The sequence below is a fragment of the Piscinibacter sp. PDB5-1 genome, from assembly GCF_056676035.1.
In genome coordinates this window covers 966,784-989,090 of the sequence record NZ_JBWVZL010000001.1, presented here as the reverse complement: position 1 = coordinate 989,090, position 22,307 = coordinate 966,784, and the positions used below count along the sequence as shown (strand labels likewise).

The window sequence follows — 22,307 nt, the reverse complement described above, 5'->3', positions numbered from 1 at the left end:
CGGTGGCGGCCGAACCGAAGGCGGGCGCTGCGGCGTCCGCGCTGATCGTCATCGTCAACTACCGCACCGGCCCGCTGGTGGTCGAGTGCCTGCGTTCGCTCGAAGCCGAGGTGCGCGATTGCCCCGGCACGCAGGTCGCGGTGGTCGACAACGCCTCGCCCGACGACTCGGGCGACGTGATCGCTGCGGCCATCGCCCGCGAAGGCTGGGGCGGCTGGGCCACGCTGATGCGCTCGCCCGTCAACGGCGGGTTCTCGTATGGCAACAACTTCGCGGTGCGCCCGGCGCTCGCGTCGCCGAACCCGCCCGAGTTCTTCTGGATCTTGAACCCCGACACGCGGGCGCACCCCGGGGCCTTGCGCGCATTGATCGACCACCTGCGCGCGCACCCGCGCGTGGGCATCGCCGGCAGCAGCCTGTGCTTCGAAGACGGGCGCGACTGGCCGCATGCGTTTCGCTTCCCGTCGTTCTGGAGCGAGGTGGCCAGCGGCTTTCGCCTCGCGCCTATCGCACGCCTGCTGAACAAGCACGCGGTCACCATGACGATGCCGCAAGACCGGCCGTCAAAGGTCGATTGGTTGCCCGGCGCCAGCATGATGGTGCGGCGCGAGGTCTTCGAGCAGATCGGCCTGATGGACGAAGGCTACTTCCTCTACTTCGAAGAAACCGACTTCCTGCTGCACGCCGCCAAGGCGGGCTGGGAATGCTGGTACGTGCCGCAAAGCCGCGTGATGCACATCGCCGGGCAGAGCACCGGTGTCACCGGCGAACACACGCTCAAGCGCCGGCCGCAGTACTGGTTCGAGTCGCGCCGGCGTTACTGGGTCAAGAACCACGGCCGGCTCTACGCCGCCGCGACCGACCTTGCCTGGGCCACCGCCTATGCCACGCAGTGCCTGCGCCGCGTTGCCCAGCGCCAGCCGCTGACCGAGCCGCCGCACTTCATGCGCGATGTGCTGCGCAACTCGGCGCTGATCCACGGCGGCATCCCGACCCACCAGCCGGGTGGCGGCTCACGCTGATCCCGCGGCTCTCGCAAACCTTCACCGACCCGATGGCCATTCAGATCGTTCCCCACAGCGAGCAGCACCGCGCGGCCGTGCAGGCCTTCAACGAGCGCATGCGAGCCGGGGGCTCGCCGTGGAGCTTCTACGTCGATCCGGTGCCCGACTGGATTCCACCCCGCGAAGGCCAGAACGTCTGGCGCGAGTACTACCTCGCGGTCGAAGACGAGCAGGCCGTGCGCGGTTGCTTCGCGCTCAAGCCGCAAGACTGGCTGATCAACGGGCAAGTACAGGTCGTCACCGACTGGCAGGGGCCGTTCTCCGAAGGCTCGATCGACCCCAAGCATTCGGCGCTGGGCCTGCGGCTCATCCGCGACATGCTCAAGAAGCGCCCGCTGCTGTACAGCTGGGGCCACGGCGGCAACGAGCAGCCGGTGGTGCAGATGCTGCGCAAGATGGGCTGGCGCCTGCACGAGACGCCGTTCTGCCTGCTGGTGGTCAAGCCTTTCCGCTTTCTGCGGCTGAACCAGCTGCTGCGCTCCTCACCGAAGAAGCGGCTGATCCTCGACCTGGCCGCGTTCACCGGTGCCGGCTCGATCGGCTTGCGGCTGATGCATGCGGTGCTGCGCCTGAAGGCCGGCGGCCGTTTCAGTGCCAAGGCCGTCGAAGTGCCCGAATTCGGCCCCTGGGCCGACGAGTTGTGGGACCGTTGCAAAGGCCAGTACCGCGCCATTGCGGTGCGTGACGCCGCGTCGATGAACGCGCTGGCCCCGCCAGGTGCCTGGCCACCGGTCACGCGGCTGCGAATCGAGAAGAATGACCGCATCCTGGGCTGGGCCTTGGTGATGGACACCAAGATGAGGGGTGATCATCGCTTTGGGAATCTCCACGTGGGCTCTATCGTTGACTGCCTGGCTGACCCGGCCGATGCCGCAGAGGTGGTGCACGCCGCGACGCGACACCTCAAGATGCGGGGGATCGACCTCCTCGTGTCGAACCAGGCGCATCCCGGTTGGTCCGATGGCTTTGCGCGCAATGGTTATGTCGTTCTTGCCAACCGACGCCTGTTCGCCATGTCGCCCCAGCTGTTGCAGGCGCTGGAGCCCTTCGATGAAACGGCGAAGGGCCTGCACCTCACCAACATGGACGGGCACGGCCCGATGGCCATGTGACTGCGGTCAACATGGGCACAAACGACACGACTAGCATCTTTCGCTCAAGAATTGCCTAACTTCCGGTTGGAGCGCAAACAATGGAAACCGCAGCAGAACTCGCCGTACGCCTGAACAAGGCCTCGCGCAAGAAGATCTGGGACGTCTACAGCATCTTCGAATGGCCCGAGGCGCTCGACCCGAACGCGTGGTACATGCCGCCCGAGTTGATCTCGATCTACGGCACACCGGCGTACGAGGCGCTCACCGACGAGCAGCAGCGCAAGCTCAGCCTGTACGAGCTGGGCAACTTCTTCAGCCTGGTGCTGCAGGGCGAACGCCCCCTGGTGCAAGGCCTGGCCCACCGGCTGTACGCCAAGGGCAACCCGGTGTCCGTGACCGAATACCTGCACCACTTCCTCGACGAGGAAAACAAGCACATGGTGATGTTCGGCGAGTTCTGTCACCGGTACATCGGGAAGGTCTACCCCGAGAAGAAGATCTACCTGCCGCGTGAGTACGCCAAGGGCGAGGAAGAGGTCGCCTTCTACTGCAAGGCCATGGTCGTCGAAGAACTCGGCGACTACTACAACCTCGTGATCGAGCGCGACGAGCGGGTCGATCCCTTCGTGCGCGAGGTCAACAAGGTGCACCACATCGACGAGGCGCGCCACCTGGCCTTCGGCCGCCTGCAGCTGTCCGAGCTCTTCCAGAAGTACTCGGCCGATTGGTCGCCCGAGACGCTGTCGGGCTTCCGGCAGTGGCTGGCCGAGTACTTGCGAAGCTCTTGGGGCGACTACTACAACCCGACCATGTATCGTGACGCCGGCTTGGCCGACTCGTACGAACTGCGCCAGCTCGCGATGAGCCACCCGGCCTGCGCCGAGCACCGCAAGCGGGCCAGCGCCAAGATCGTGAAGTACTTCATCAACACCGGACTATTGACGGAGGAGCCCGCGCTCTGAGGCGATCTTGATGCATCTCTACGCTGGACGGGCCCCATGGGGCCCGTTCGCATGAGGTTCGTGCACAAAAATCGCGCCAGGAACGGGACATACACAGATGCAAGAAAGCGAAGTCAGAACCAAGCTGCGTGACTGGATCCTCAAGCACGCCAAGACCCCGCCGCGCGGCGAGTTCAGCGATGCGACGCCGATCCTGGCCGACGGCATCCTCTCGTCGCTCGACATCGTCGAGTTCGTGCTCTACATCGAAAGCCTGCGCGGCGACGACATCGACGTGGACTCGATCGAGCAAGAGGCCTTCACCAGCGTGAACGCGCTGTACGACGCCTTCTTCGCCCAGGCCTGAGGCGCACACGCCATGTCTGACGAGCGCCGCACCCTTCGCACCGGTTTCCTGCGCTCCGTCGAGCGCTTTCCCGAGCGGCCCGCGCTCGAACTCGATGGGCAGGTGCTCAGCTACCGCCAGCTCTTCGAGCGCGCCGCCGCCCTGGCCGCCACGCTGGCGCGCCATGCCCCGGCCGACGAGCCGCTGCTCACCGCGGTCTATGGCCACCGTTCGCTGACGGCCTATGCCAGCGTGCTGGCGGGGTTGCTGCGCGGCCACGGCTACGTGCCGCTGAATCCGGCATTCCCGACCGACCGCACGCGCGCGATGCTCGTGCGCTCGGCCTGCCGCAGCCTGGTCGTCGATGAAGCGGCCGCGCGCCAGCTCGAAGAAGTGCTCGAAGGCGTCGAGACGCCGCTCGTGCTGCTGATGCCCGACCACGCCGACGTGGCCGAGTTCGCGGCGCGCTGGCCGCAGCACCGCTTCGTCGCCCGCGGTGACATGCGCCCCGCCGCCGAATGGCAAGCCGGCGACGTCGATCCGAACGGCATCGCCTACCTGCTGTTCACCTCGGGCAGCACCGGCACGCCCAAGGGCGTGATGGTCGCGCACCGCAACGCCACGCACTTCATGGACGTGATGGCCGCGCGTTACGCCGTCACCGAAGAAGACCGCTTCTCGCAGACCTTCGACTTGACCTTCGACCTGTCGGTGTTCGACATGTTCATGGCCTGGGAGAACGGCGCCTGCCTGTGCGCGCCCACGCAAGCGCAGAAAATGCTGCCGGGCCGCTACATCACCGACTGCAAGCTCAGCATCTGGTTCTCGGTGCCGTCCACGGCCGTGCTGATGAGTCGCCTGCGCGTGCTCAAGCCGGGCAAGTACCCGAACCTGCGCCTGAGCCTGTTTTGCGGCGAGGCGCTGCCGGTCGAAATCGTGCAGAAGTGGGCCGAGGCCGCGCCCAACGGCCCGCTCGAAAACCTCTACGGCCCGACCGAGCTGACCATCGCCTGCACGCTGTACCGCTGGGACGCCGAACGCTCGCCCGCCGAAAGCGAGCTGGGCGTCGTGCCCATCGGCGAGCCCTACCCGGGCATGAAGGTGCTCGTGGTCGATGAGCAGTTGAACGAGGTGCCCGAGGGCGAAACCGGCGAGCTGATGATGACCGGCGCGCAGCTCACGCTGGGCTACTACCGCGACGCCGAGCGCACCGCCGCCGCCTTCGTCACGCCGCCCGGCAAGGGCGAGGTCTACTACCGCACCGGTGACCGCGTGCGCCGGCCTCGGCCGGGCCAGCCGATGGTCTACCTCGGCCGGGTGGACAACCAGATCAAGATCCAGGGCTACCGCGTCGAGCTGGGCGAGATCGAAGCGGTGATGCGCCAAGAGGCCGGCGTCGATGTCGCCATCGCCATTGGCTGGCCCGTCACCCCGAGCGGGGCCGATGGTGTCGTTGGCTTCCTCGGGGCCGACAGCGCCGACACGGTGGCGATCCGCCAGCGCGTGATCGAGCGCCTGCCGCCCTACATGCACCCGAGCCAGCTGCGGCTGGTCGCTGAATTTCCGCTCAACGCCAACGGCAAGGTGGATCGCAAGGCGCTGCAGGCCCTGCTGGCCAGCGAGGCGGGCGCGGCATGAACGAGGCCAGCCCGAGCCAGGCCGTGCTCGGCAGTCGCGCTGTGGCGCGGCCCCAGGTGGCGGGGGAGGCCGATGTGCTGTCCATCCTCGGCGTGGCCGTCACCGACGTGGTGATGGAAGACGCCTTGGCGATGGTCGAGGCCATGCTGACGATGCAACCGCCGCGCGCCCACAGCATCTGCTACGTGAACGCGCACACGCTCAACACGGCCTGCGACCAGCCGGGCTACCGCGACGTGCTGAACCGCGCCGACCGCGTGTTCGGCGACGGCACCGGCGTGCGCTGGGCGGCGCGCCTGCTGCACGGCGCGCCGTTGAAAGACAACGTCAACGGCACCGACCTCGTGCCGCTGGTGTTCTCGCGCTTCGCGAACCGTGGCTTCAAGTACTTTTTGCTGGGCAACACGCCCGAGCGCATCGGCCTCGCGGCCGAGCATGCGCGCAAGGCCTTCCCCGGCTGGACGCAGGCCGGTTTTCATCATGGCTACCTCAAGGGCAAGGACTCGATGCCGGTGGTCGAGCAGATCAACGCCTCGGGCGCGCACATGCTGCTGGTCGGCATGGGCAACCCGATGCAAGAACAGTGGATCCATGACCACTTGCCGCACCTGAAGGTGCCGGTGTGCATGGCCATCGGCGGCCTGTTCGACTACTGGGTCGGTGACCTGGTGCGCGCCCCGGCCTGGGTGCGCCGCATCGGCTACGAGTGGCTGCATTTGCTGATCCGCCAGCCGCACAAGGCGCGCCGCTACCTGTTGGGCAACCCGCTGTTCCTGGCGCGTGTGATGCGCAGCCGCCTGCTCGGCCTCGACGCCAAGAAGCCTGACACGAAGATCACACCATGAGCGTTTCACTGCACCGCTGGGTCATCAAGAAGGCCGCGCGCTATGTGGCCGTCGTCGGCAGTTTCGTCACCGGCTCGCTGGCGATCCGCCGCGCGACGAGCAAGGGCCCGACCGTGCGCGTGCTGACCTACCACCGCTTCGGCGAGGCCCGGCGCGACCCGTGGTGCGTGAGCCCGGCCGATTTCGAGGCGCAGATGCGGTGGCTGGCCGAGCAGGGCCTGGCCGTCTCGCTGCAAGACATCGAGCGCTTCGTGCGCGGCGAGGCGCCGCTCAAAGACGGCGCCGTGCTGGTCACGATGGACGATGGCTTCAGCAGCTGGCTGCACATCGCCGCGCCCATCTTGAACAAGTACCGCGTGCCCGCCGTGGCTTACGTCACCACCAGCTTCGTCGGCACGGTCAGCGCCTCGGGCGAGCCCTACATGACCTGGGACGAGGTGAAGAAGCTGCGCGCCGCCGGCCTGACCATCGGCTCGCACGCCCACACGCACCGCTCGGTGGCCAAGCTGCCGGCGGCCGACGCGCTGAACGAAGGCCAGCGCTCGAAAGAGTTGCTGCAACAACACCTCGGCGAGCCCATCGAAACCTTCGCCTACCCCTTCGGCATGCGCACCGACGAAAGCCCGGCCACCGCGAAGATGCTGGCCGACTGCGGCTACCGCACGGTGTTCATCGCGCAGCACGGCACGCTCAAGCCGGGCACCGACCTGATCCGCCTGCCGCGCGTCAAGGTCGAAGGCGGTGAGCCGCTGTGGATGTTCAAGCTGCTGTGCCGCGGTGGCATGGACGTGTGGAAACTGGTGGACGACACGCTGTGGAAGCTGCAGAAGCCGGCCGCCACCGAGCAAGCGTGAGCACCGCCGCCACCGCATCGGCCCCGCGCATCGCGGTCGTCGCCATCGGCCGCAACGAGGGCGAGCGCCTGCGGGCCTGCCTGCATTCGGTGGTCGGCGAAGCGGCGCTGGTCGTGTACGTCGATTCGAACTCGACCGACGACTCCGTCGCCATGGCCCGCGCCTTGGGCGTCGAGGTGATCGTGCTCGACCCCAAGACCGCCTTCACCGCCGCGCTGGCGCGCAACGCCGGCTGGCGGCGTGCGCGGGCGTTGATGCCCGATGTCGAACTCATCCAGTTCGTCGATGGCGACTGCAGCGTGGTGCCGGGCTGGATGGCTGCGGCGCGCGACTTTCTCGCGGCGCGCCCCGACATGGCCGCCGTGTGCGGGCGCCGTCGCGAGCGCTACCCCGAGCGCTCGATCTACAACCTGCTGTGCGACATCGAATGGAACAGCCCCATCGGCGAAACCCGCGCCTTCGGCGGTGACGTCATGGTGCGGGCCGCCGCCCTCGAAGCCGCCGGCGGCTACCGCGACGACCTGATCGCCGGCGAAGAGCCCGAGCTGTGCGTTCGCCTGCGCGCCGCTGGCTGGAAGCTCTATCGCCTCGACGCCGAGATGACCTTGCACGACGCGAACATCCTGCGCGTCGGCCAGTGGTGGAAGCGGCAGATGCGCGCCGGCTTCGCCTATGCCCAGGGCGCGCACCTGCACGGCCAGCCGCCCGAGCGGCACAAGGTCAAGGAGTCGCGCCGTGCCTGGCTGTGGGGGCTGGGCATTCCGCTCGCCGTGCTGGTCGCGCTGCCTTTCGCCGGGCCGTGGGCGCTGGCGGGCCTGGCGCTGTACCCGCTGCAGGCGCTGCGGCTCTATGCCGGCCTGCAAGGGCCGGCCAAGACGCGGGCGGTGCGTGCGTTCTTTCTGACTGTGGGCAAGTTCGCCGAGGCGGCGGGGCAGCTCAAGTTCGTCGCACGGCGCCTGTCGGGCGGGCCGACTCGCCTGATCGAATACAAGTAACCGTGCCGGCGTCGTGACGCGCCACCGCGCGAGGCACCCATGAACGACAACGGCCGCCTCTTCAGGCGGCCTTTGCATTGGCGCACAGGGCGCGGCGTGCGTGGATCAGTCCTTGGCGGTGCGACGGCGGCGGGCCACACCGATGGCGCCCAGGCCGGCCAGCATCAGCGCGACGCTGGTGGGTTCGGGCACGGGCGACACGAGGGCGCCAACGTCACCCGCGTGCGTGGCCCAGGCGAAGATCTGGTAGCCCGGACGCACGTAGTTCAGTGCACCTTCGGCCATGTTGAAGTCCCAGGCGGCGTAGCTCGGGTCGGGCGTGCCGGTGTTGGACCAGTACGCGGCCGACTGCAGGTTGCGGAACGGGCCGGTGTTGGTGAGGCGGCCGCCGGGCAGCGGGGCACCGATGTTGCCCAGCGTCACGTAGTACATGTGCGCCATGGCCGAGGTGGTTTGCGGCAGGTAGCCGCAGTTGCTGCCACCGATGGCCGAGTAGCTGCAGCTGCCCCAGCCGGTGATCGGGGTCGAAGGCAGGGCCCAGCCGGTGATGCCGTAGACGTTGAGGTTGGCGGCCCAATCGACCGCCTGTTGCCAGCCCATGCGGCCGGCCACGTTGGCGTCGGCCAGCCAGCTCATGTTGAGCGCCGTGTCGTAGTAGGCGTCAACGACCGAGTCGCCGTTCAGGTCGCGTGCGAGCAGCGTGGTTTCCCAGGTGCCTTGGCCGGAGATGCCTTGGGCGTGTGCGCCAACGCAGGCGGTCAGGGCGGCGAGCGAGAGCAGGGCGGGCTTGAAGATGGACATGCGAGGTCTCGAATGGCAGATCGGTGGGCACGCGAGACCAAGAACCCAACTGATCTTCGGCGCAATGCGGCAACGATAGGGGGCATGTGTGCCGCACCACTCCCCCCGCTTGCGGGTAACGGGATGAAAAATGCCACACCCGAGCGGGCGTTCCACTCAAGTAAGGGGGGGCGATTCGAGCGAGGCGAAGCCCCGGTCCCAGGCCGAAGCCATCTCATCGAAGAGGGCGCTGAAGTCTGCAGGGCGGCCGGTGTTGACGGCTCGGGCGATCTTGAGGATCAACGTCTTCGCACCCAGGGCGATGGCATCGAACGCGTCGGCGGCCGTGGTCAGCGCCTCGGCGCTCGGTGCCTCGGGCCGCGAAAGCCAGCGCAGGTGCTCGGCGGCCAGGTCGAAGGCCGAGCCCATCTGGCGCACCGTGGCGAAGGCCCATGCGTGGTAGTGGGCGAGGTCGCGCGACAGCAGGGCCGGCAGCTCGTGGGCGAAGCGTTCAGCGAAGCGGCGCACGGGGTTGTCGGCCGGGCGCCAAGCCAGGTGCTCGCCAAGCAGGCGGGCAGACCGCCGCGCCAACTCGTCGGGCGCGTGCTGCACACGCCGGTCGATGCGGATCAACTCGGCGAAGAGCGGCAGCTCTTGCGACGCGGGTGAGTCACCGAGCCGGAACACGCCACGAAAGTCTTCACCGCTCAGCTCGAAGTAGCCCGCGTTGTGAAAGTAGCCCAGGCGCTCGTTCGCGCGGTCGAGGTCGGCCAGCACGATGGTGGTCTTGACCCGGTGCTGGCGGTAGTCGGTGGCGGCGGTGTCGGGCAGCCAGAAGGCGTCAGCTTCGGTGCTGATGAGCCGACCGCGCGCGAGGTGCTCTTCGGCATGGTCGAGCAGGGGCCGCCAGACGGTCAGCTCTTGCACGTCGATGCCATAGAGCGTGCGCAGGTCGCTGTGGGGTGGTTTGTAGAAGGTCCACTGGTCGCCTTCGAAATCGACGGCCAGGGCGGACGGCAGCATCGCGTGCGGGTCGAGGCCCAGTGCGTGCAGCAACTCGATCCACACATCGACGTAGCAGTTCTTCTCGACCCAGGGCCGTGCCTCGCTGTGCAGCGCATGCGGCGCGTGGGTCGCCACGTCGAGCAAGGGCAGGGGGCGCAGGCGTGGCACGGTCGGCGACGGGCTCAGACCCACAGGCGCGCGCGCACGCGATCGGGCCAGCGCTCGGGCTCGAAGCCGTGGGTCTTGAACAAGGCCATCGCGACGCGTTCGAGCCCGAAGCCCAGGCAGGCGGTGTGGGCGACCTCGCCATCGCACGAACGGATGCCGAAGGTGCTGCCGAAGCGCTCTTGGTGGTAGTTGAACGAGCACACGGCGGTGGGCTCCTCGCGCGAGATCACCGGCACCAGCAATTCGAACTTGAGTTTCTGCTCGACCTGGCTGGTGGCGAGCATCTTGCCGCCACGCCCGAAGAAAGGGTCGGCTGCCACGTCGAGCTGCGTGGGCAGGCCCAGCGATTCAAGCAGCGCCAGCCCGCGCGGCGCCCAGTCGTCGCGCCACTGCTGCACCTCGGCCGGCCGGCCGGCGCGGATCAGCTCGCGCACGCGGAAGGACTGCATGCGCGTCGGCTCGGGCGAAGGTTCGTGGCGGTAGGCCCAGCCGAGCACGCTGATGATCCGGCCCGCGGCGGGCAGCGTGCCTTGCAGCGTGGGGTACACCGGGTAGCACGCGGCCGGGTTCAGCACCACACCGGTCTCGCCGAGCAGCTCGCCCCAGGGTTCGCCGTTGCGGGCGCGCTCGGCCAGGGCCAGCGCCTGCAGCGAGTTGCCGAAGAAGCTGTGGATGCTGCCGCACAGGTGCGGAAAGGATTCGAGGTAGTTCACTTTTTCGAGCACCGCCCGGTCGATCACCGGCGGAAAGGCGAGGCTGTCGGGGCGCTCGCCCTCGGCCTCTCGGGTGACCAGCGCGTTGAAGCGCTCGACCACGTCTTCGAAGACCGCGCCCCGGCCGAAGGTGCCGGCCGCACCGGTCGGCAGGATCAACCCATGCGCGACCAAGCCCGCGCGGAAGCCGTCGATGTCGTACACGGTGGTGGACGAAGTCGCGTTGCTCACGGGATCTCCTTCAGCACCATCAGCATCGACGCGCTCTGGGCGCCGATGCGGTCGTTCGAGAGCATGAGCGACGCCGACAGCACGTCGCGGTACTGGCGGCTCAGGCTGTAGGGGCTGTCGTTCTTGTAGCCCATCAAGCCGACGATTTGAAGCGCGCGGTGCACGACCTGCGGCGCCGCATCTGACAGCGCCACCTTCAGGTTGTTGAAGCGCAGCGACCAGGCCATGCCCATCAGCTGCTGGGCCGCATCGGGCGCCTGCGTGCAGGCGTCGTAGGCCTCGGCCACCGACTGCCAGTGTTGCCGCATGGTTTGCAACTGCACCGACACCTCGGCCAGTCGCTGCGCGGTGGGGGGCACCACGCCCGGGTTCTTGCGGGCTTCGGCGCGCACGTGGCTCGCGGCCTTGTGGACGGCGTCGGCCGCGATGCCGCTCCACAGCGCGGCCCACAGCGCATGCGAATACGGCACCATGGTCTGCGCCAGGATCTCTGCAAACGCGCCCGGCAGCACATGCTCGGCCGGGCCCGTGGCTTCGAGCTTGAAGCCCGGGCTGCAGGTGCCGCGCATGCCCATGGTGTCCCAGCTCGTGGTCTGCGTGAGCGTGCGGTCTTCGCGCCGCACCAGCACCAGCACCTGGTCGTTGCGCGCGGCCTCAGGGTCGCGCCGGCAGCTCACGAGGATGGCATCGGCCTGCGCGCAGTACGAGCCGGTGGTGGCGTCTTTGACGAGCGTGAAGCGCCCATCGCGCACCTCGACCGCGCACACGCTCGACCGCGTGTCGCCGAAGGTGCCCACCTCGGACGTCATCGACGCCAGCAGGCGCTGGTTCTGAGCGATCTCGACGAGGTAGGCGCGCATCGCGGCGTGCTCGCCGGCGTGGCGCGTGAGGCAGGCGACCTGGCTGTAGTGCATGGCCAGCACCATGCCACTCGACCCGCAGCCTTGCGCGAGTTGCGCGCACAGCTGGCCCAGCTCGCGCAGCGTGCAGCCGGCCCCGCCCAGTTCTCGCGGCACGGCGGCCGACAGCACCCGCGCCGCGCGCAAGGCATCGACGGTCTCGTGCGGGAAGCGCGCCCGCGCATCCACATCGGCGGCATGGGCGGCCGCCACCTCGGTGGCGATCGCCTTCGTGGCCGCGAGCAGCGCGGCGAAGTCGTGGTCGAAAGGGGCTCGGTCGGGCGAGTTCATGGCTCAGAAGTGCGGGTCGGCCTGGGTGGCCGAGCGTCGAGCGCCCGAGCATAGTCCCAGGGCCCGGTGCCGCCCATCGTTCAGACGACCTACAGACTCGGGATCGGCACCGATCAGTTGCCAAGCGTGTCACACAAACAAGGGATTTCCCCCTCAACTGGGGATGCCGTGGACCCGCCAATTCGACCATCCTTCGCGGCGCTGGCACCATGCGCCAGCGCCTTCGCGTGCCGTCACTTCACTCAGCCTCATGTCGACCCTGTCCAGCACCTTGGCCTGCGGCCTGCCCTCGCAAGATGGGTTGCGCGTGGGTCTCGACCTGGTCCAGATCAGCCGCATCCGCGAATCGCTCGACCGCTTTGGTGAGCGCTTCATGCGACGGCTCTTCAGCGACGGCGAAATCGCCTACGCGTGCGAATCCGACGCGCACTGCGCCGAGCGCCTGGCCGCACGCTTCGCGGCCAAAGAGGCCGCCATCAAGGCGTTCTCGCTGAGCGAGGCGGGCATCGGCTGGCGCGAGATCGAGGTACGCCGATTGCCCCAAGGAGCCTGCCACCTGGCGCTGCACGGCAAGGCCGCGGCCCGTGCGGCCGACCTCGGGGTCTGCGAGGTGGCGCTCAGCCTGAGCCACGACGGCGACTACGCGGGCGCGGTGGTCACCGCCCGCTGCCGCGTGGGTCAGGCCGATGCAGCCAGTCAGCCCGGCATGGGCCGCGAGGTCTGAATTTCCGAAAGCCATAGCCATGAGCGACAACCACAACCAGGCCACGTCCAGCCCCGAAGACCGCATCCGCGGCATCCTCAACGCGCATGGCCGACTCAAGAGCGATGCATCGCAACTCGACCTGAATGCTGATCTATATCAAGCCGGCATGACCTCGCATGCCAGTGTCAACGTCATGCTTGCGCTCGAAGGCGCATTCGACGTCGAATTTCCCGACCACATGCTCAAGCGCAGCGTGTTCACCAGCATCGCTTCGATCCGCGACGCGCTGCGTGAACTCGCGCCGGCCTGACCGCCCCCATGACCGGTTGGCGAAACCCCGTCGCCACGATCCACCGAACGCTGCTGAGCCAGGGCTGGCGCCTCTGCGCACTGCCGCCGGGCCGGGCCGAGTCGCCCGCTGAACTGCCGTCCGACGCCGCCTGGCTGAGCGATGTCCCCGTACCGGGCACGGTGGCGTCGGCACTGCGGGCTGCCGGTACCTGGAGTGTCGACGCGCCGCCGCGCCGATTCGATGCCGACGACTGGTGGTACCTCGGTGCCTTCCATGTCGATGCCGATGCCCTGCAAGGCGACGACCTCTGGCTCGCCTTCGATGGGCTGGCCACGCGGGCCGAGCTGTGGCTCAACGGTGAACCGCTGCTGCAAAGCGCCCACATGTTCGTCGGCCATGCCCTGCCTGTGACCGAACGCCTGCGCGTCGGCAGCAACCAGCTGGCGATCTGCTTTCGCGCACTCGACGCCGACCTCACGCAGCGCCGCCCGCGCCCGCACTGGCGCGCGCCGATGGTTGAGAACCAGCAGCTGCGCTGGCACCGCACCACCTTGATCGGACGCCTGCCGGGCTGGTCACCGCCCGTTGCGCTGGTGGGTCCGTGGAAGGGCGTGTGGCTGGAGCGCCGCGCCGCGCTGCACCTGACACAGCTCGACTTGCGACCCACCCTCGACGCGTATGGCATCGGCCAACTGGCGGTGGACCTGCGCTTCGCCGGCGGCGAGCCGGGCGGTCTCTCTCGCGTCGAGATCGAGGTCGAGCATGCGGGCGCCCGGTTCGCCACCGGCCTGCAGGCTGAAGGCGACGACGCGCAGCGCTTTGCCGGCACGCTGCCGGTGGCTGAACCGGCTCTGTGGTGGCCGCACACGCATGGTGAGCCGGCGCTCTACACCGTGCGCCTTCGCGCCTGGCTGCTGGGGGTGGACGAACCCATTGCCTTCGAGCTCGGCACGGTGGGCTTTCGTCAGGTCGAGCTCGACACCGCCGAGGGCCGATTCAACCTGCGCGTCAACGGCGAGTCGGTGTTTTGCCGGGGCGCGTGCTGGACACCGCTGGACATCGTCTCGCTCAGCGCGGGTCGCGATGCCGTCTGGCAAGCCGTGGCCCAGGTCCGAGAGGCCGGCATGAACATGCTGCGCCTCAGCGGCACGCTGGTCTACGAAGACGCGGCCTTCTTCGAGGCTTGCGACGCGCTCGGCGTGATGGTCTGGCAGGACTTCATGTTCGCCAACCTCGACTACCCGACCGACGACGCCGGCTTCATGGCGGCGGCACGCGCGGAAGTCGAACAGCACACCGCGCACTGGCAAGGTCGCCCGAGTCTCGCCGTGCTGTGCGGCAACAGCGAAGGCGAGCAGCAGGCCGCCATGTGGGGCGCGCCGCGCGAGCGCTGGCAACCGCGCTTCTTTCACGAGACCCTGCGCGACTGGGTGGCCGAGCGCCTGCCCGACGTGCCGTACTGGCCGTCGAGCGCGCACGGCGGGGCCTTTCCGCACCAGCCGTCGGTGGGCACGACCTCGTTCTACGGCGTCGGGGCCTACCTCGGACCGGTCACCGATGCGCGCCGCGCGAGCCTGAAGTTCGCCACCGAATGCCTGGCGTTCGCCAACGTGCCCGACGACGCCACGATCGACCGCATGCCCGGCGGGCAAGCGCTGCGCGTGCACCACCCCACGTGGAAGGCGCGTGCGCCGCGTGACCTCGGCGCGGGTTGGGACTTCGAAGACGTGCGAGACCACTACCTCGCCACGCTCTATGGCGTCGAGCCGATGCGCCTGCGCTATGCCGACCATGCGCGCTACCTCGACCTCAGCCGGGCCGTCACCGGCGAGGTCATGGCCCAGGCCTTCACCGAATGGCGCCGGCCGGGCTCGGGCTGCGGCGGTGCGCTGGTGTGGCTGCTGCGCGACCTGTGGGCCGGTGCCGGCTGGGGCCTGCTCGACGACCAAGGTGGGGCGAAGGCCTGCTTCCACGCCCTGCGCCGCGTGCTGCAACCGCAGTGGCTCGGCTTTACCGATGAAGGCCTGAACGGCTTGGCGCTGCACCTCGTCAACGAAGGGCCGCGCCCCTTGCAGGCCGAACTCGAAGTCACGGTCTACGGCATGACCGATCTCGCGATCGCGCGCTGGACCGAACCGGTGGACATGCCCCCGCACGGCGCCGAAACGCGCACACTCGCCTCACGCATGGACGGCTTCACCGACCTCACCTGGGCTTATCGCTTCGGCCCGCAAGGGGTGTCGCTCGTGCATGCACGGCTGCTCGGGGCCGGCCGGCGCGGCCTGGGCGACGAGGCGTTCTACACGCCGGGTGGTTGCGGGCCGTCGTCGGCGTCTTTTGCGCGCGACCCGGGCCTGAGCGCCGAGCTGGTGTCGCCGGCCCACGCCTTGCCTCAATTGCGCTTGCGCTCGCGGGGCTTCGCGCACACGGTGCACATCGCCAGCGACACCCACGCGCCCGACGACAACGACTTTCACCTGCCTCCGCAAGGCGAGCGCCTCGTGGCCCTGTCCCCGCGGCAGGCGGGCGTGGGCGCGGTGCGTGCTCAGGTGTGGGCGCTCAACGCCAGCACGCGCGTCAGCGTGCGGAGCGAAAGCTGAGCACCACCATGGGCGCCTCGCCTCACGCCTCGTTCTTGCGCCGCGCCGCGGGCCGGGCGTCAGCGCAAGCCGAGCCCTTGTACTTCGGGCCCGCCGAAGCACCGCTCGCGGGCTGGCTGCACCGCGCCGAGGGCGCGCCGGCTGACCTCGGGCTGGTCCTCTGCAACCCCTATGGTTTCGAAGAGGTTTGCGCGCACCGCAGCCTGCGGCACCTGGCGCAAGCCGCTGCGACGGCTGGCCTGGCGGCCCTGCGCTTCGACCTGCCCGGCACCGGCAACGCCGCCGACCCGGCAGGCGACGCCGAAGCCGAGCTGTGGCCGGCCTGGGTGGCTGCCGCGCAGGCCGCGGCCGACCACCTGCGGCACAGCACCGGCGTGCGGCGCGTGGCTTTCTTCGGCGTGCGTTTGGGTGCCGCCATTGCCGCCACGGCCGCGGCAGCGCGCGACGACGTCGCCGGCCTGGTGGCGATCGCCCCGGTGGTGCGCGGGCGGTCATACGTGCGCGAGCTGCGCATGCTCGACCGGACAGCGGCAGCAGGCGTCGCCGAAGGCAGCGCCGCAGACGACGGCGTGCTCGAAGCGGTCGGCTTTCCGATGGAGCCGCCTTTGCAGGCCGCCTTGCAGGCGCTCGACCTGCGCACCCTGCCGCGGGCACCGGCGCCGCGCGTGTTGATCGTGCCGCGCGACGACATGCCTTCGGTCGACGATTGGCTGCCCGCACTGCATGCCCAGCGCGTCGATGTGAGCGTCGAACACTGGCCCGGCTACGGCCGCATGATGGACGATCCCCAGCGCGCCGAAGTGCCCAGCGCCATCGTCTCGGGCACCGTGGCCTGGCTGCTGGCCGGTGCCCCATCGGCGCCTGCCGCGAGTCAGCCTGCCCCGCTGCCGCGCCCGGTGAGCGAGGTGCACCTGCGCGTGCGCGGCCGCGCGGGCGTGGTGGACATCGTCGAGCGTGTCGTTCACATCAACACCGACGCCGGGGTGCTCGTCGCGCGCATCGCAGCGCCGCTGGCGGCCGAGGGCGGCGCCTCGACGCAGGGCCGGCCGGCGGTGCTGATGCTCAACGCAGGGGCCGTGCACGCGATGGGGCCGAACCGCCTGTGGGTGCGCCTGGCCCGCCGCTGGGCGGCGCAGGGGCGGGTCGTGATGCGGCTCGACCTTTCCGGCATTGGCGACAGCCCGAGCGCCTTGGGTGCCGCCGAGAACATCGTGTACTCGGCGCGGGCGCCGCAGGACATCCGCGCGGCGCTGACCTGCTTGCGCGACGAACTGGGCGTTGCGCGCACGCAGCTGGTCGGCCTGTGCTCCGGGGCGTACCACGCGCTCAAGGCGGCCGTGGCCGGTGGCCCGGGCATCAGCTCGGCCGTGATGATCAACCCGCTGACCTACTTCTGGAAGGCCGGCACGACACCCGGCGACGTGAAGGAATACGAACTGTTCGAACTGGGCGCGCGTTACCGCCACCAGCTCTTCACCCTGGAGCCATGGCAGCGCCTGCTGCGCGGTGAACTCGACCTGCGCGTGATCGCCTGGGTGGCTGTGCGACGTGCGTGGAAGCTCGTGTCGCCGCGCCTGCTCGAATGGGCGCGTGCCTTGCGCCTGCCGCTGCGGCATGACGTGGCCCGCGAGCTGCGCAGCGCCATCGCACGCGGCACCACGATGCACTTCATCTTTGCGCGCCGCGCTCCCGGACACGAACTGCTGCGGCGCAAGGCCGGGCGGGCGCTGGGGCAGTTGCAGCGCGAAGGCGGGCTCAGCCTCGACTTCATCGACGGCGCCGACCACACCTTCACGCAGCGCGGCCCGCGCGAGGCCCTGGCCGAACGGTTGGACGCACTGGTGCTGCAATCGAAGCCCCCGCGCTGAGAGGCCGGGCCTGGGGTCCCGAGGGGCGGTGTGCTCGCCCGCCGCACGAACGCCACATCGACCCGTTGTGGCAGCCGTGCCAGAGGCAATTCGCGCGGGCTGCGGCGCGGTGTCAGGCCGGCTTGCGCGCGAGCAACTGAAACCAGAACACGCCGCTCAAATCCTGGTCGGGGCGGATGGGCTGGCCGAGCCCGCTGTCGAGCGCGACCGGCGGCGCGACGAAGCCGGCGTCGCGCAACTCGTCGAGCGCGCGCTGCAGCGTCGTGTAGTGCATCACCAGCTTGAAGTCGTGCGCCGAGATGGGTCCGGTGCACCAGCCGTCGCCCTGCTTCCACAGCGGCCGGCCTTGCAGGTAGTTGCGCAGGCGGCGCGGAATGAGCAGCACGTTCTTGAGCGCGCGCAGTGTCTTGCGCGGCGAGAGCAGGTCGCGCGGTGAGAAGTCCACCTGCCAGGGCTTGAAGCGTGGGCCCAGGCCGTCCTTGTTGAGCGTCGAATAGAAGAAGCAGCCGCCCGGACGCAGCACGCGCTTGGCTTCGCGCAGCACGGCCGCGCGGTCTTCGTGGGCCACGCAGTCGATGCCGTTGTGGCTGAACATGACCACCTGGAAGTGGTTGTCCGGGTAGGCCGACAGGTCGCGGGCATCGCCCTGGCGCAGGTCGATGCCCGGGAACTGCGCCTGCGCGATGCGCACCATCTGGTCCGAGTAGTCGATGCCGATGTAGTCGCTGCTCAGGCCCGTCAGCAGCGGCACCGTGCGCCCGCCACCCACGCCGATGTCGAGGATGGGCTGGCCGCGTGCCTCGTCGGCGATCAGCGCGAAGCCGCGTTCTTCGCCCGCGTCGAGAAAGGCCTTGCGCTCGCGGTACCAGGCGACGGTTTTTTCGTCGGCCCAGACGGCGCCGTGGATCTGCTCGGTGCTGCTGTTGCTCATGCGGTGGTGTCGGCGGGTTGTGTCAACGAGCTTGTGGGGCCGTGACCCGCAGGTCGAGCGGCGGCGGCGTCTTGAGGTGCTGGTAGAGCTTGTTCAGGCCAGCCACCAACGCCTCGCTCGGCGCGGCGGCGCAGTGCACGTGCACCACGCCCAGGCCGTCGAAGCCCATGTGGCGGTAGCGCTTGAGCACCTCGTCGTCGGGCTGGTCGGCCGGCACGCCCAGGTGCAGCGCCAGCCGCCCCTGCTTGATGGCGAAGATCGGCGAATGCCACAGCGTGCCCACCAGGTGCTGGCGAGGGATGCGCAGGTAGTCGTACTCGTGGTTGTGCAGGCGGCCGAGTGCGCCGCCCTGGCGCTTCTTCCACTGCAGCAGGCCGTCGTCGGGCCGCGCGACCGAGTAGCCGATGTCGTAGAAGTCGTAGCCCTGCGACAGCGACCACTGCAAGAGCATGAAGTTGTTGAGCGCGTTGATCTCGCCCCAGCGCTTGCGGTCGCTGAACACCGGCTCGGTGAAGCCGTAGCGCAGCGCCGACCAGTAGGTTTTGCCCTGGCGCACGACTGGGCTGCCAAGGTTGCACGAGACCGGTTCGTCGTTGAGGTAGACCACGTCGAGCCGGCCCAGGCGCGCGATGCGGTGCACCTCGTCGCGGGTCAGCTGCACGGCGCCGTCGCCGCGCCGGGCGGTGGCATAGGGACGAAGCATGTGCTGCTCGGCGAAGTCGATCTCGGCCTCGGTCTGCGCCTGCACCACCTTGCACAGCGGCAGTTGCTTGCGGATGCGCCGGCGCAGTTCGCTGTCCATCGCGGCCATGAACTCGTCGAGCGAGCGGTCGAGCGGCACCACGGTGCTCACCAGGCGCGGCACGCAGAACGCGCCGGGCAGCGGCACTTCGCTGATGCAGCCGCGCTCGCCGGAAGTCGGCCCGGCATCGTCGGCGTCGCCCAGCGCGAGCAGGCTCACGGGCCAATGGCGCTGGTCCTTGCGGCCCAGGTGCAGCACGTCGAAGGGGCGGTCGGCGGGGCGCGGCAGGCGGGCCGATTCCCACTGCCAGACGGCCCAGCGGCGGCGTTGCGCCTTCACCCAGGCGAGGCGCTCGCGCAAGAAGAGCTTGAGTTCGCGCTTGGCGTCGGGCGGCGGCACCTGACGCGGCGGGGCAGGGGTGGTCGCCGCGCTGGCCTCGGCCGCAGGCACGGCAGCGGGCGGGGCCTCAGCACGGGGTTTGCGGGGAGCCCGGGCGCGTCGATCGTCGGCGGTGTCGGTGTTCATCGGTGCTGGGGTGGGGCCGCTGGGTGTGGCGTCGGGCGGCCCGGGGCGTGCGAGCGGCTCAGGCATCGGCCGTGGTCGAAGAAGCCGCCGCGGGGGCGGCCGGGCCCGGTGTCGGCGCGGCAGCCGGGCTGGCCGCCGGTGCAAAGGCGCTGGCCTGCACCGCGACCGGCCCAGGCGCAGCATTCGCACCCAACGCGGCCTGGCGGATTTGCGCTTCCATGCCGGCCAGCATGTCGTAGCGGCGGCGGTATTGCGCGCGCTTCTTGCTGGCGATGTCCGACGCCTGGCGCAGCACGATGGCCGGGTCGATCGCGTAGAAGCCCTGGGCGTTCAACTCGCCGCCGTATTCGACCCAGGCGTCGTCGAGGCTGAAGTGCAGGTGCTCGCCGCCGGCGAAATAGGGGCTGCGCCGCGCATTGCGTTCGTCCGACACGGCCAGCAACTGCTGCACGCCCAGCGCACCGGCCAGCATGCGGAAGGCGCTGAAGAGCAGGTCGCGTGGGCGGGTGCCGTGTGCGGCATGCGTGAGGTCGCGGTAGACGTCTTTGGCGCCGTCGCTGTTGACCCCCTGCAGCGCGCCCACGTAGGCGACCACGCGGCCGTCTTGTTCACCCAGCGTGAAGAGCAGCGAGTAGAGCCGGGTGTCGCCGCTGAAGAGGCTCACGGCGATCTCGCCTTCGTTGACGAACCACAGCGGCTTTTCGAGCACGAAGCGCAGGCCGGGCTGGATGTCGTCGAGCGTGCACAAGGGTTGTGCGCCATCGCGCGGGAAGCCCAGCAAGCGCGAATGCGGCGCGGCGAGCTTGTAGTGCGTCTGCAGCACCTGCATGCGTTGCGGTGCGGACCACAGCGTGGTGATGAAGGGCCGGTCGGGTTGCGCGGGCACCAGCGGGTGGCGCGCGAGCATGTCGCTGAACACCGGCTCGTGGCCAAGCCCATGCCATTGCGCGAGCGCGTCGAGCCGGCCGGCACAGCGCAGCATCAGCGCCGAGCGGCGCGCGAGCTTGCGCGGCGAACTGCCGGCGTGGACGGCTCCACAGGCTTGCCAGGCACGCGCCAGGACGGTGCCGTACGACATCTTCTTCATGTGTTGTTCTCGCGGGCCGCTCGGCCCCAATTTCGTTGACGTTGCGGTACCGCCCCACGGCGCGCAGCCGCAAGGTTGCCTGTGGATCACAGGGTGGTCTGGGTCATGCTCGACCGGCATCCAAAGGCCCAAAGCATGGGCAGCCGCTCCGTTCGGCGCGGCACCCGCGAAGGCACCTTGCCGAGCTGCGCGGATGGTACCGCCGCAGAGAGTCAACACTGACCAACGCACGTGACAAAACCGTCACCGCGAGGCCAATCCCCCCCGGAAACGGTGGAACAGAGCCTGCTATAGCATGGTGCAATCCGGGCGGCGCAAGCCGCTCACCAGCGCTCAAAGGAAGAACGAATGAAAGTCACGATTGTGGGTACGGGTTACGTGGGGCTGGTCACCGGTGCGTGCCTGGCCGAGATGGGCAACCACGTGGTCTGTCTCGACGTGAACCCCGAGAAGATCCGCATCCTCAACGATGGCGGCATCCCGATCCATGAACCGGGCCTGCTGGAAATCGTGCAGCGCAACGTCGCTGGCGGCCGCCTGCAATTCACGACCGATGTCGAACGCGCCGTGGCGCACGGCACGCTGCAATTCATCGCCGTCGGCACCCCGCCTGACGAAGACGGCTCGGCCGACCTGCAATACGTGCTCGCCGCGGCCCGCAACATCGGCCGCCTGATGACCGACTACAAGGTCGTCATCGACAAGAGCACCGTGCCCGTGGGCACCGGCGACAAGGTGCGCGCCGCGCTGCAAGACGAGTTGAACAAGCGCGGCGTGGACATGCAGTTCGCCGTGGTCTCGAACCCCGAGTTCCTGAAAGAAGGCGCGGCCGTGGCCGACTTCATGCGGCCCGACCGCGTGGTTGTCGGCGCCGACGACGAGCGCGCCATCTTGTTGATGCGCTCGCTGTACGCGCCTTTCATCCGCAACCGCGACCGCTTGTTCGTCATGGACATCAAGAGCGCCGAGTTCACCAAGTACGCGGCCAACGCGATGCTCGCCACGCGCATCAGCTTCATGAACGAGCTGTCGCGCGTGGCCGACAAGCTCGGCGCAGACATCGAACTCGTGCGGCAGGGCATCGGCTCCGACCCGCGCGTGGGTTCGCAATTCCTCTATGCCGGCTGCGGTTACGGCGGCTCGTGCTTCCCCAAGGACGTGAAGGCGCTGGTACGTACCGCCGACGACGCCGGCGTGCCGCTGCAACTGCTGTCGGCCGTGGAGGCCGTGAATGACCAGCAGAAGCTGGTGCTGGTGAACAAGATCGTGCAGCGTCTGGGCGAGCAGCTCGACGGCAAGACCTTCGCGCTGTGGGGCCTGGCCTTCAAGCCCAACACCGACGACATGCGTGAGGCCCCGAGCCGCGTGCTCGTGGCCGAACTCGTCAAGCGCGGTGCCCGCATCCAGGCCTACGACCCGGTGGCGCGCGACGAGGCCGAGCGGGTGATGGGCGACATCCCGGGCCTGAGCTTCGCCGACTCGGCCGAGGCCGCGCTGAAGGGCGCCGACGCGCTGGCCATCGTCACCGAGTGGAAGGAATTCCGTACGCCCGATTTCGACAACATCAAGGCGGCGCTGCGCTCGCCGCTGGTGTTTGACGGCCGCAACCTGTACGACCCGGCGCTGATGCAGGAATTCGGCTTCGAGTACTACTGCATCGGCCGACCGCGCGTCGCACTTGCAGCCTGAGGT

Annotated in this window: 20 protein-coding genes; 13 read left to right on the top strand and 7 right to left on the bottom strand. The window is 69.1% G+C overall.

Going from position 1 to position 22,307, the window contains the following annotated elements; translation table 11 throughout:
* Window positions 1–2: 2 nt before the first annotated feature.
* The 8 genes from AC1KAT_RS04430 (at window position 3) to AC1KAT_RS04395 (ending at window position 7,777) form a co-directional block, all read left to right on the top strand.
* Complete coding sequence (locus AC1KAT_RS04430) at window positions 3–1,022, top strand: glycosyltransferase family 2 protein (RefSeq protein WP_480323182.1); 1,020 nt, start codon at window positions 3–5, stop codon at window positions 1,020–1,022.
* Window positions 1,023–1,054: 32 nt separating this feature from the next.
* Window positions 1,055–2,176 (top strand): hypothetical protein, encoded by a 1,122-nt coding sequence (locus AC1KAT_RS04425; protein WP_480323180.1) that lies wholly within the window; start codon window positions 1,055–1,057, stop codon window positions 2,174–2,176.
* An 80-nt stretch (window positions 2,177–2,256) separates the two neighbouring features.
* Complete coding sequence (locus tag AC1KAT_RS04420) at window positions 2,257–3,120, top strand: diiron oxygenase (protein WP_480323178.1); 864 nt, start codon at window positions 2,257–2,259, stop codon at window positions 3,118–3,120.
* 97 nt (window positions 3,121–3,217) lie between these two features.
* Window positions 3,218–3,466, top strand: coding sequence for a hypothetical protein (locus AC1KAT_RS04415; protein ID WP_480323176.1), 249 nt, complete (start codon window positions 3,218–3,220; stop codon window positions 3,464–3,466).
* A 12-nt stretch (window positions 3,467–3,478) separates the two neighbouring features.
* Window positions 3,479–5,083: an amino acid adenylation domain-containing protein gene (locus AC1KAT_RS04410; RefSeq protein ID WP_480323174.1), complete on the top strand. Its 1,605-nt coding sequence runs from the start codon at window positions 3,479–3,481 to the stop codon at window positions 5,081–5,083.
* Window positions 5,080–5,928, top strand: coding sequence for a WecB/TagA/CpsF family glycosyltransferase (locus tag AC1KAT_RS04405; RefSeq protein WP_480323172.1), 849 nt, complete (start codon window positions 5,080–5,082; stop codon window positions 5,926–5,928). Before AC1KAT_RS04410 ends, AC1KAT_RS04405 begins: the two co-directional genes overlap by 4 nt.
* Window positions 5,925–6,782, top strand: a complete 858-nt coding sequence (locus AC1KAT_RS04400; protein ID WP_480323170.1) for a polysaccharide deacetylase family protein — start codon at window positions 5,925–5,927, stop codon at window positions 6,780–6,782. The genes AC1KAT_RS04405 and AC1KAT_RS04400 overlap by 4 nt, the downstream gene beginning before the upstream one ends.
* Window positions 6,779–7,777 (top strand): glycosyltransferase family 2 protein, encoded by a 999-nt coding sequence (locus AC1KAT_RS04395; protein WP_480323168.1) that lies wholly within the window; start codon window positions 6,779–6,781, stop codon window positions 7,775–7,777. The genes AC1KAT_RS04400 and AC1KAT_RS04395 overlap by 4 nt, the downstream gene beginning before the upstream one ends.
* A gap of 105 nt (window positions 7,778–7,882) precedes the next feature.
* Here the strand turns inward: AC1KAT_RS04395 and AC1KAT_RS04390 are convergent, their stop codons facing one another.
* From AC1KAT_RS04390 to AC1KAT_RS04375, 4 genes are all read right to left on the bottom strand, one after another.
* The gene (locus AC1KAT_RS04390; RefSeq protein ID WP_480323166.1) at window positions 7,883–8,578 is read right to left on the bottom strand and encodes a PEP-CTERM sorting domain-containing protein; all 696 of its coding nucleotides are present in this window, start codon (window positions 8,576–8,578) and stop codon (window positions 7,883–7,885) included.
* Window positions 8,579–8,734: 156 nt separating this feature from the next.
* Window positions 8,735–9,730 carry a DUF1839 family protein gene (locus AC1KAT_RS04385; protein WP_480323164.1) on the bottom strand — a complete coding sequence of 332 codons (996 nt, stop codon included), beginning with the start codon at window positions 9,728–9,730 and terminating at the stop codon, window positions 8,735–8,737.
* Between the two features lie 14 nt (window positions 9,731–9,744).
* Window positions 9,745–10,674, bottom strand: coding sequence for an amino acid--[acyl-carrier-protein] ligase (locus AC1KAT_RS04380; protein WP_480323162.1), 930 nt, complete (start codon window positions 10,672–10,674; stop codon window positions 9,745–9,747).
* A complete protein-coding gene (locus tag AC1KAT_RS04375) occupies window positions 10,671–11,864 on the bottom strand; it encodes an acyl-CoA dehydrogenase family protein (protein ID WP_480323160.1) in 1,194 nt (397 codons plus the stop codon). Before AC1KAT_RS04375 ends, AC1KAT_RS04380 begins: the two co-directional genes overlap by 4 nt.
* A 250-nt stretch (window positions 11,865–12,114) precedes the next feature.
* Between AC1KAT_RS04375 and acpS the strand changes: the two genes are divergently transcribed.
* From acpS to AC1KAT_RS04355, 4 genes are read left to right on the top strand one after another with little or no spacing between them, the layout of a single operon-like run.
* A complete protein-coding gene (acpS, locus tag AC1KAT_RS04370) occupies window positions 12,115–12,588 on the top strand; it encodes a holo-ACP synthase (protein ID WP_480323158.1) in 474 nt (157 codons plus the stop codon).
* A gap of 19 nt (window positions 12,589–12,607) precedes the next feature.
* A complete protein-coding gene (locus AC1KAT_RS04365; RefSeq protein ID WP_480323156.1) occupies window positions 12,608–12,880 on the top strand; it encodes an acyl carrier protein in 273 nt (90 codons plus the stop codon).
* A gap of 8 nt (window positions 12,881–12,888) precedes the next feature.
* Window positions 12,889–15,462, top strand: a complete 2,574-nt coding sequence (locus AC1KAT_RS04360; RefSeq protein ID WP_480323154.1) for a glycoside hydrolase family 2 protein — start codon at window positions 12,889–12,891, stop codon at window positions 15,460–15,462.
* Between the two features lie 8 nt (window positions 15,463–15,470).
* Window positions 15,471–17,330 carry an alpha/beta hydrolase gene (locus tag AC1KAT_RS04355; protein WP_480323152.1) on the top strand — a complete coding sequence of 620 codons (1,860 nt, stop codon included), beginning with the start codon at window positions 15,471–15,473 and terminating at the stop codon, window positions 17,328–17,330.
* A 112-nt stretch (window positions 17,331–17,442) separates the two neighbouring features.
* On the opposite strand, the gene AC1KAT_RS04350 is transcribed toward AC1KAT_RS04355, so the two are convergent.
* From AC1KAT_RS04350 to AC1KAT_RS04340, 3 genes are read right to left on the bottom strand one after another with little or no spacing between them, the layout of a single operon-like run.
* A complete protein-coding gene (locus AC1KAT_RS04350; RefSeq protein WP_480323150.1) occupies window positions 17,443–18,261 on the bottom strand; it encodes a class I SAM-dependent methyltransferase in 819 nt (272 codons plus the stop codon).
* Window positions 18,262–18,283: 22 nt separating this feature from the next.
* Window positions 18,284–19,528, bottom strand: coding sequence for a hypothetical protein (locus tag AC1KAT_RS04345; RefSeq protein WP_480323148.1), 1,245 nt, complete (start codon window positions 19,526–19,528; stop codon window positions 18,284–18,286).
* A 58-nt stretch (window positions 19,529–19,586) separates the two neighbouring features.
* Complete coding sequence (locus AC1KAT_RS04340; protein ID WP_480323146.1) at window positions 19,587–20,615, bottom strand: VirK/YbjX family protein; 1,029 nt, start codon at window positions 20,613–20,615, stop codon at window positions 19,587–19,589.
* A 348-nt stretch (window positions 20,616–20,963) separates the two neighbouring features.
* Here AC1KAT_RS04340 and AC1KAT_RS04335 point away from each other — a divergent pair, with 348 nt between their 5' ends.
* Window positions 20,964–22,304, top strand: coding sequence for a UDP-glucose dehydrogenase family protein (locus tag AC1KAT_RS04335; protein WP_480323144.1), 1,341 nt, complete (start codon window positions 20,964–20,966; stop codon window positions 22,302–22,304).
* The last annotated feature ends 3 nt before the right edge of the window (window positions 22,305–22,307 follow it).

Bases quoted from the DNA above. Each gene is read 5' to 3' on its own strand.
- AC1KAT_RS04345 (WP_480323148.1), bottom strand. From the start codon at position 19,528: ATGAACACCGACACCGCCGACGATCGACGCGCCCGGGCTCCCCGCAAA.
- AC1KAT_RS04400 (WP_480323170.1), top strand. From the start codon at position 5,925: ATGAGCGTTTCACTGCACCGCTGGGTCATCAAGAAGGCCGCGCGCTAT.
- AC1KAT_RS04365 (WP_480323156.1), top strand. From the start codon at position 12,608: ATGAGCGACAACCACAACCAGGCCACGTCCAGCCCCGAAGACCGCATC.
- AC1KAT_RS04405 (WP_480323172.1), top strand. From the start codon at position 5,080: ATGAACGAGGCCAGCCCGAGCCAGGCCGTGCTCGGCAGTCGCGCTGTG.
- AC1KAT_RS04335 (WP_480323144.1), top strand. From the start codon at position 20,964: ATGAAAGTCACGATTGTGGGTACGGGTTACGTGGGGCTGGTCACCGGT.
- AC1KAT_RS04355 (WP_480323152.1), top strand. From the start codon at position 15,471: ATGGGCGCCTCGCCTCACGCCTCGTTCTTGCGCCGCGCCGCGGGCCGG.
- AC1KAT_RS04350 (WP_480323150.1), bottom strand. From the start codon at position 18,261: ATGAGCAACAGCAGCACCGAGCAGATCCACGGCGCCGTCTGGGCCGAC.
- AC1KAT_RS04425 (WP_480323180.1), top strand. From the start codon at position 1,055: ATGGCCATTCAGATCGTTCCCCACAGCGAGCAGCACCGCGCGGCCGTG.
- acpS (WP_480323158.1), top strand. From the start codon at position 12,115: ATGTCGACCCTGTCCAGCACCTTGGCCTGCGGCCTGCCCTCGCAAGAT.
- AC1KAT_RS04410 (WP_480323174.1), top strand. From the start codon at position 3,479: ATGTCTGACGAGCGCCGCACCCTTCGCACCGGTTTCCTGCGCTCCGTC.
- AC1KAT_RS04420 (WP_480323178.1), top strand. From the start codon at position 2,257: ATGGAAACCGCAGCAGAACTCGCCGTACGCCTGAACAAGGCCTCGCGC.
- AC1KAT_RS04390 (WP_480323166.1), bottom strand. From the start codon at position 8,578: ATGTCCATCTTCAAGCCCGCCCTGCTCTCGCTCGCCGCCCTGACCGCC.
- AC1KAT_RS04375 (WP_480323160.1), bottom strand. From the start codon at position 11,864: ATGAACTCGCCCGACCGAGCCCCTTTCGACCACGACTTCGCCGCGCTG.
- AC1KAT_RS04415 (WP_480323176.1), top strand. From the start codon at position 3,218: ATGCAAGAAAGCGAAGTCAGAACCAAGCTGCGTGACTGGATCCTCAAG.
- AC1KAT_RS04360 (WP_480323154.1), top strand. From the start codon at position 12,889: ATGACCGGTTGGCGAAACCCCGTCGCCACGATCCACCGAACGCTGCTG.
- AC1KAT_RS04340 (WP_480323146.1), bottom strand. From the start codon at position 20,615: ATGAAGAAGATGTCGTACGGCACCGTCCTGGCGCGTGCCTGGCAAGCC.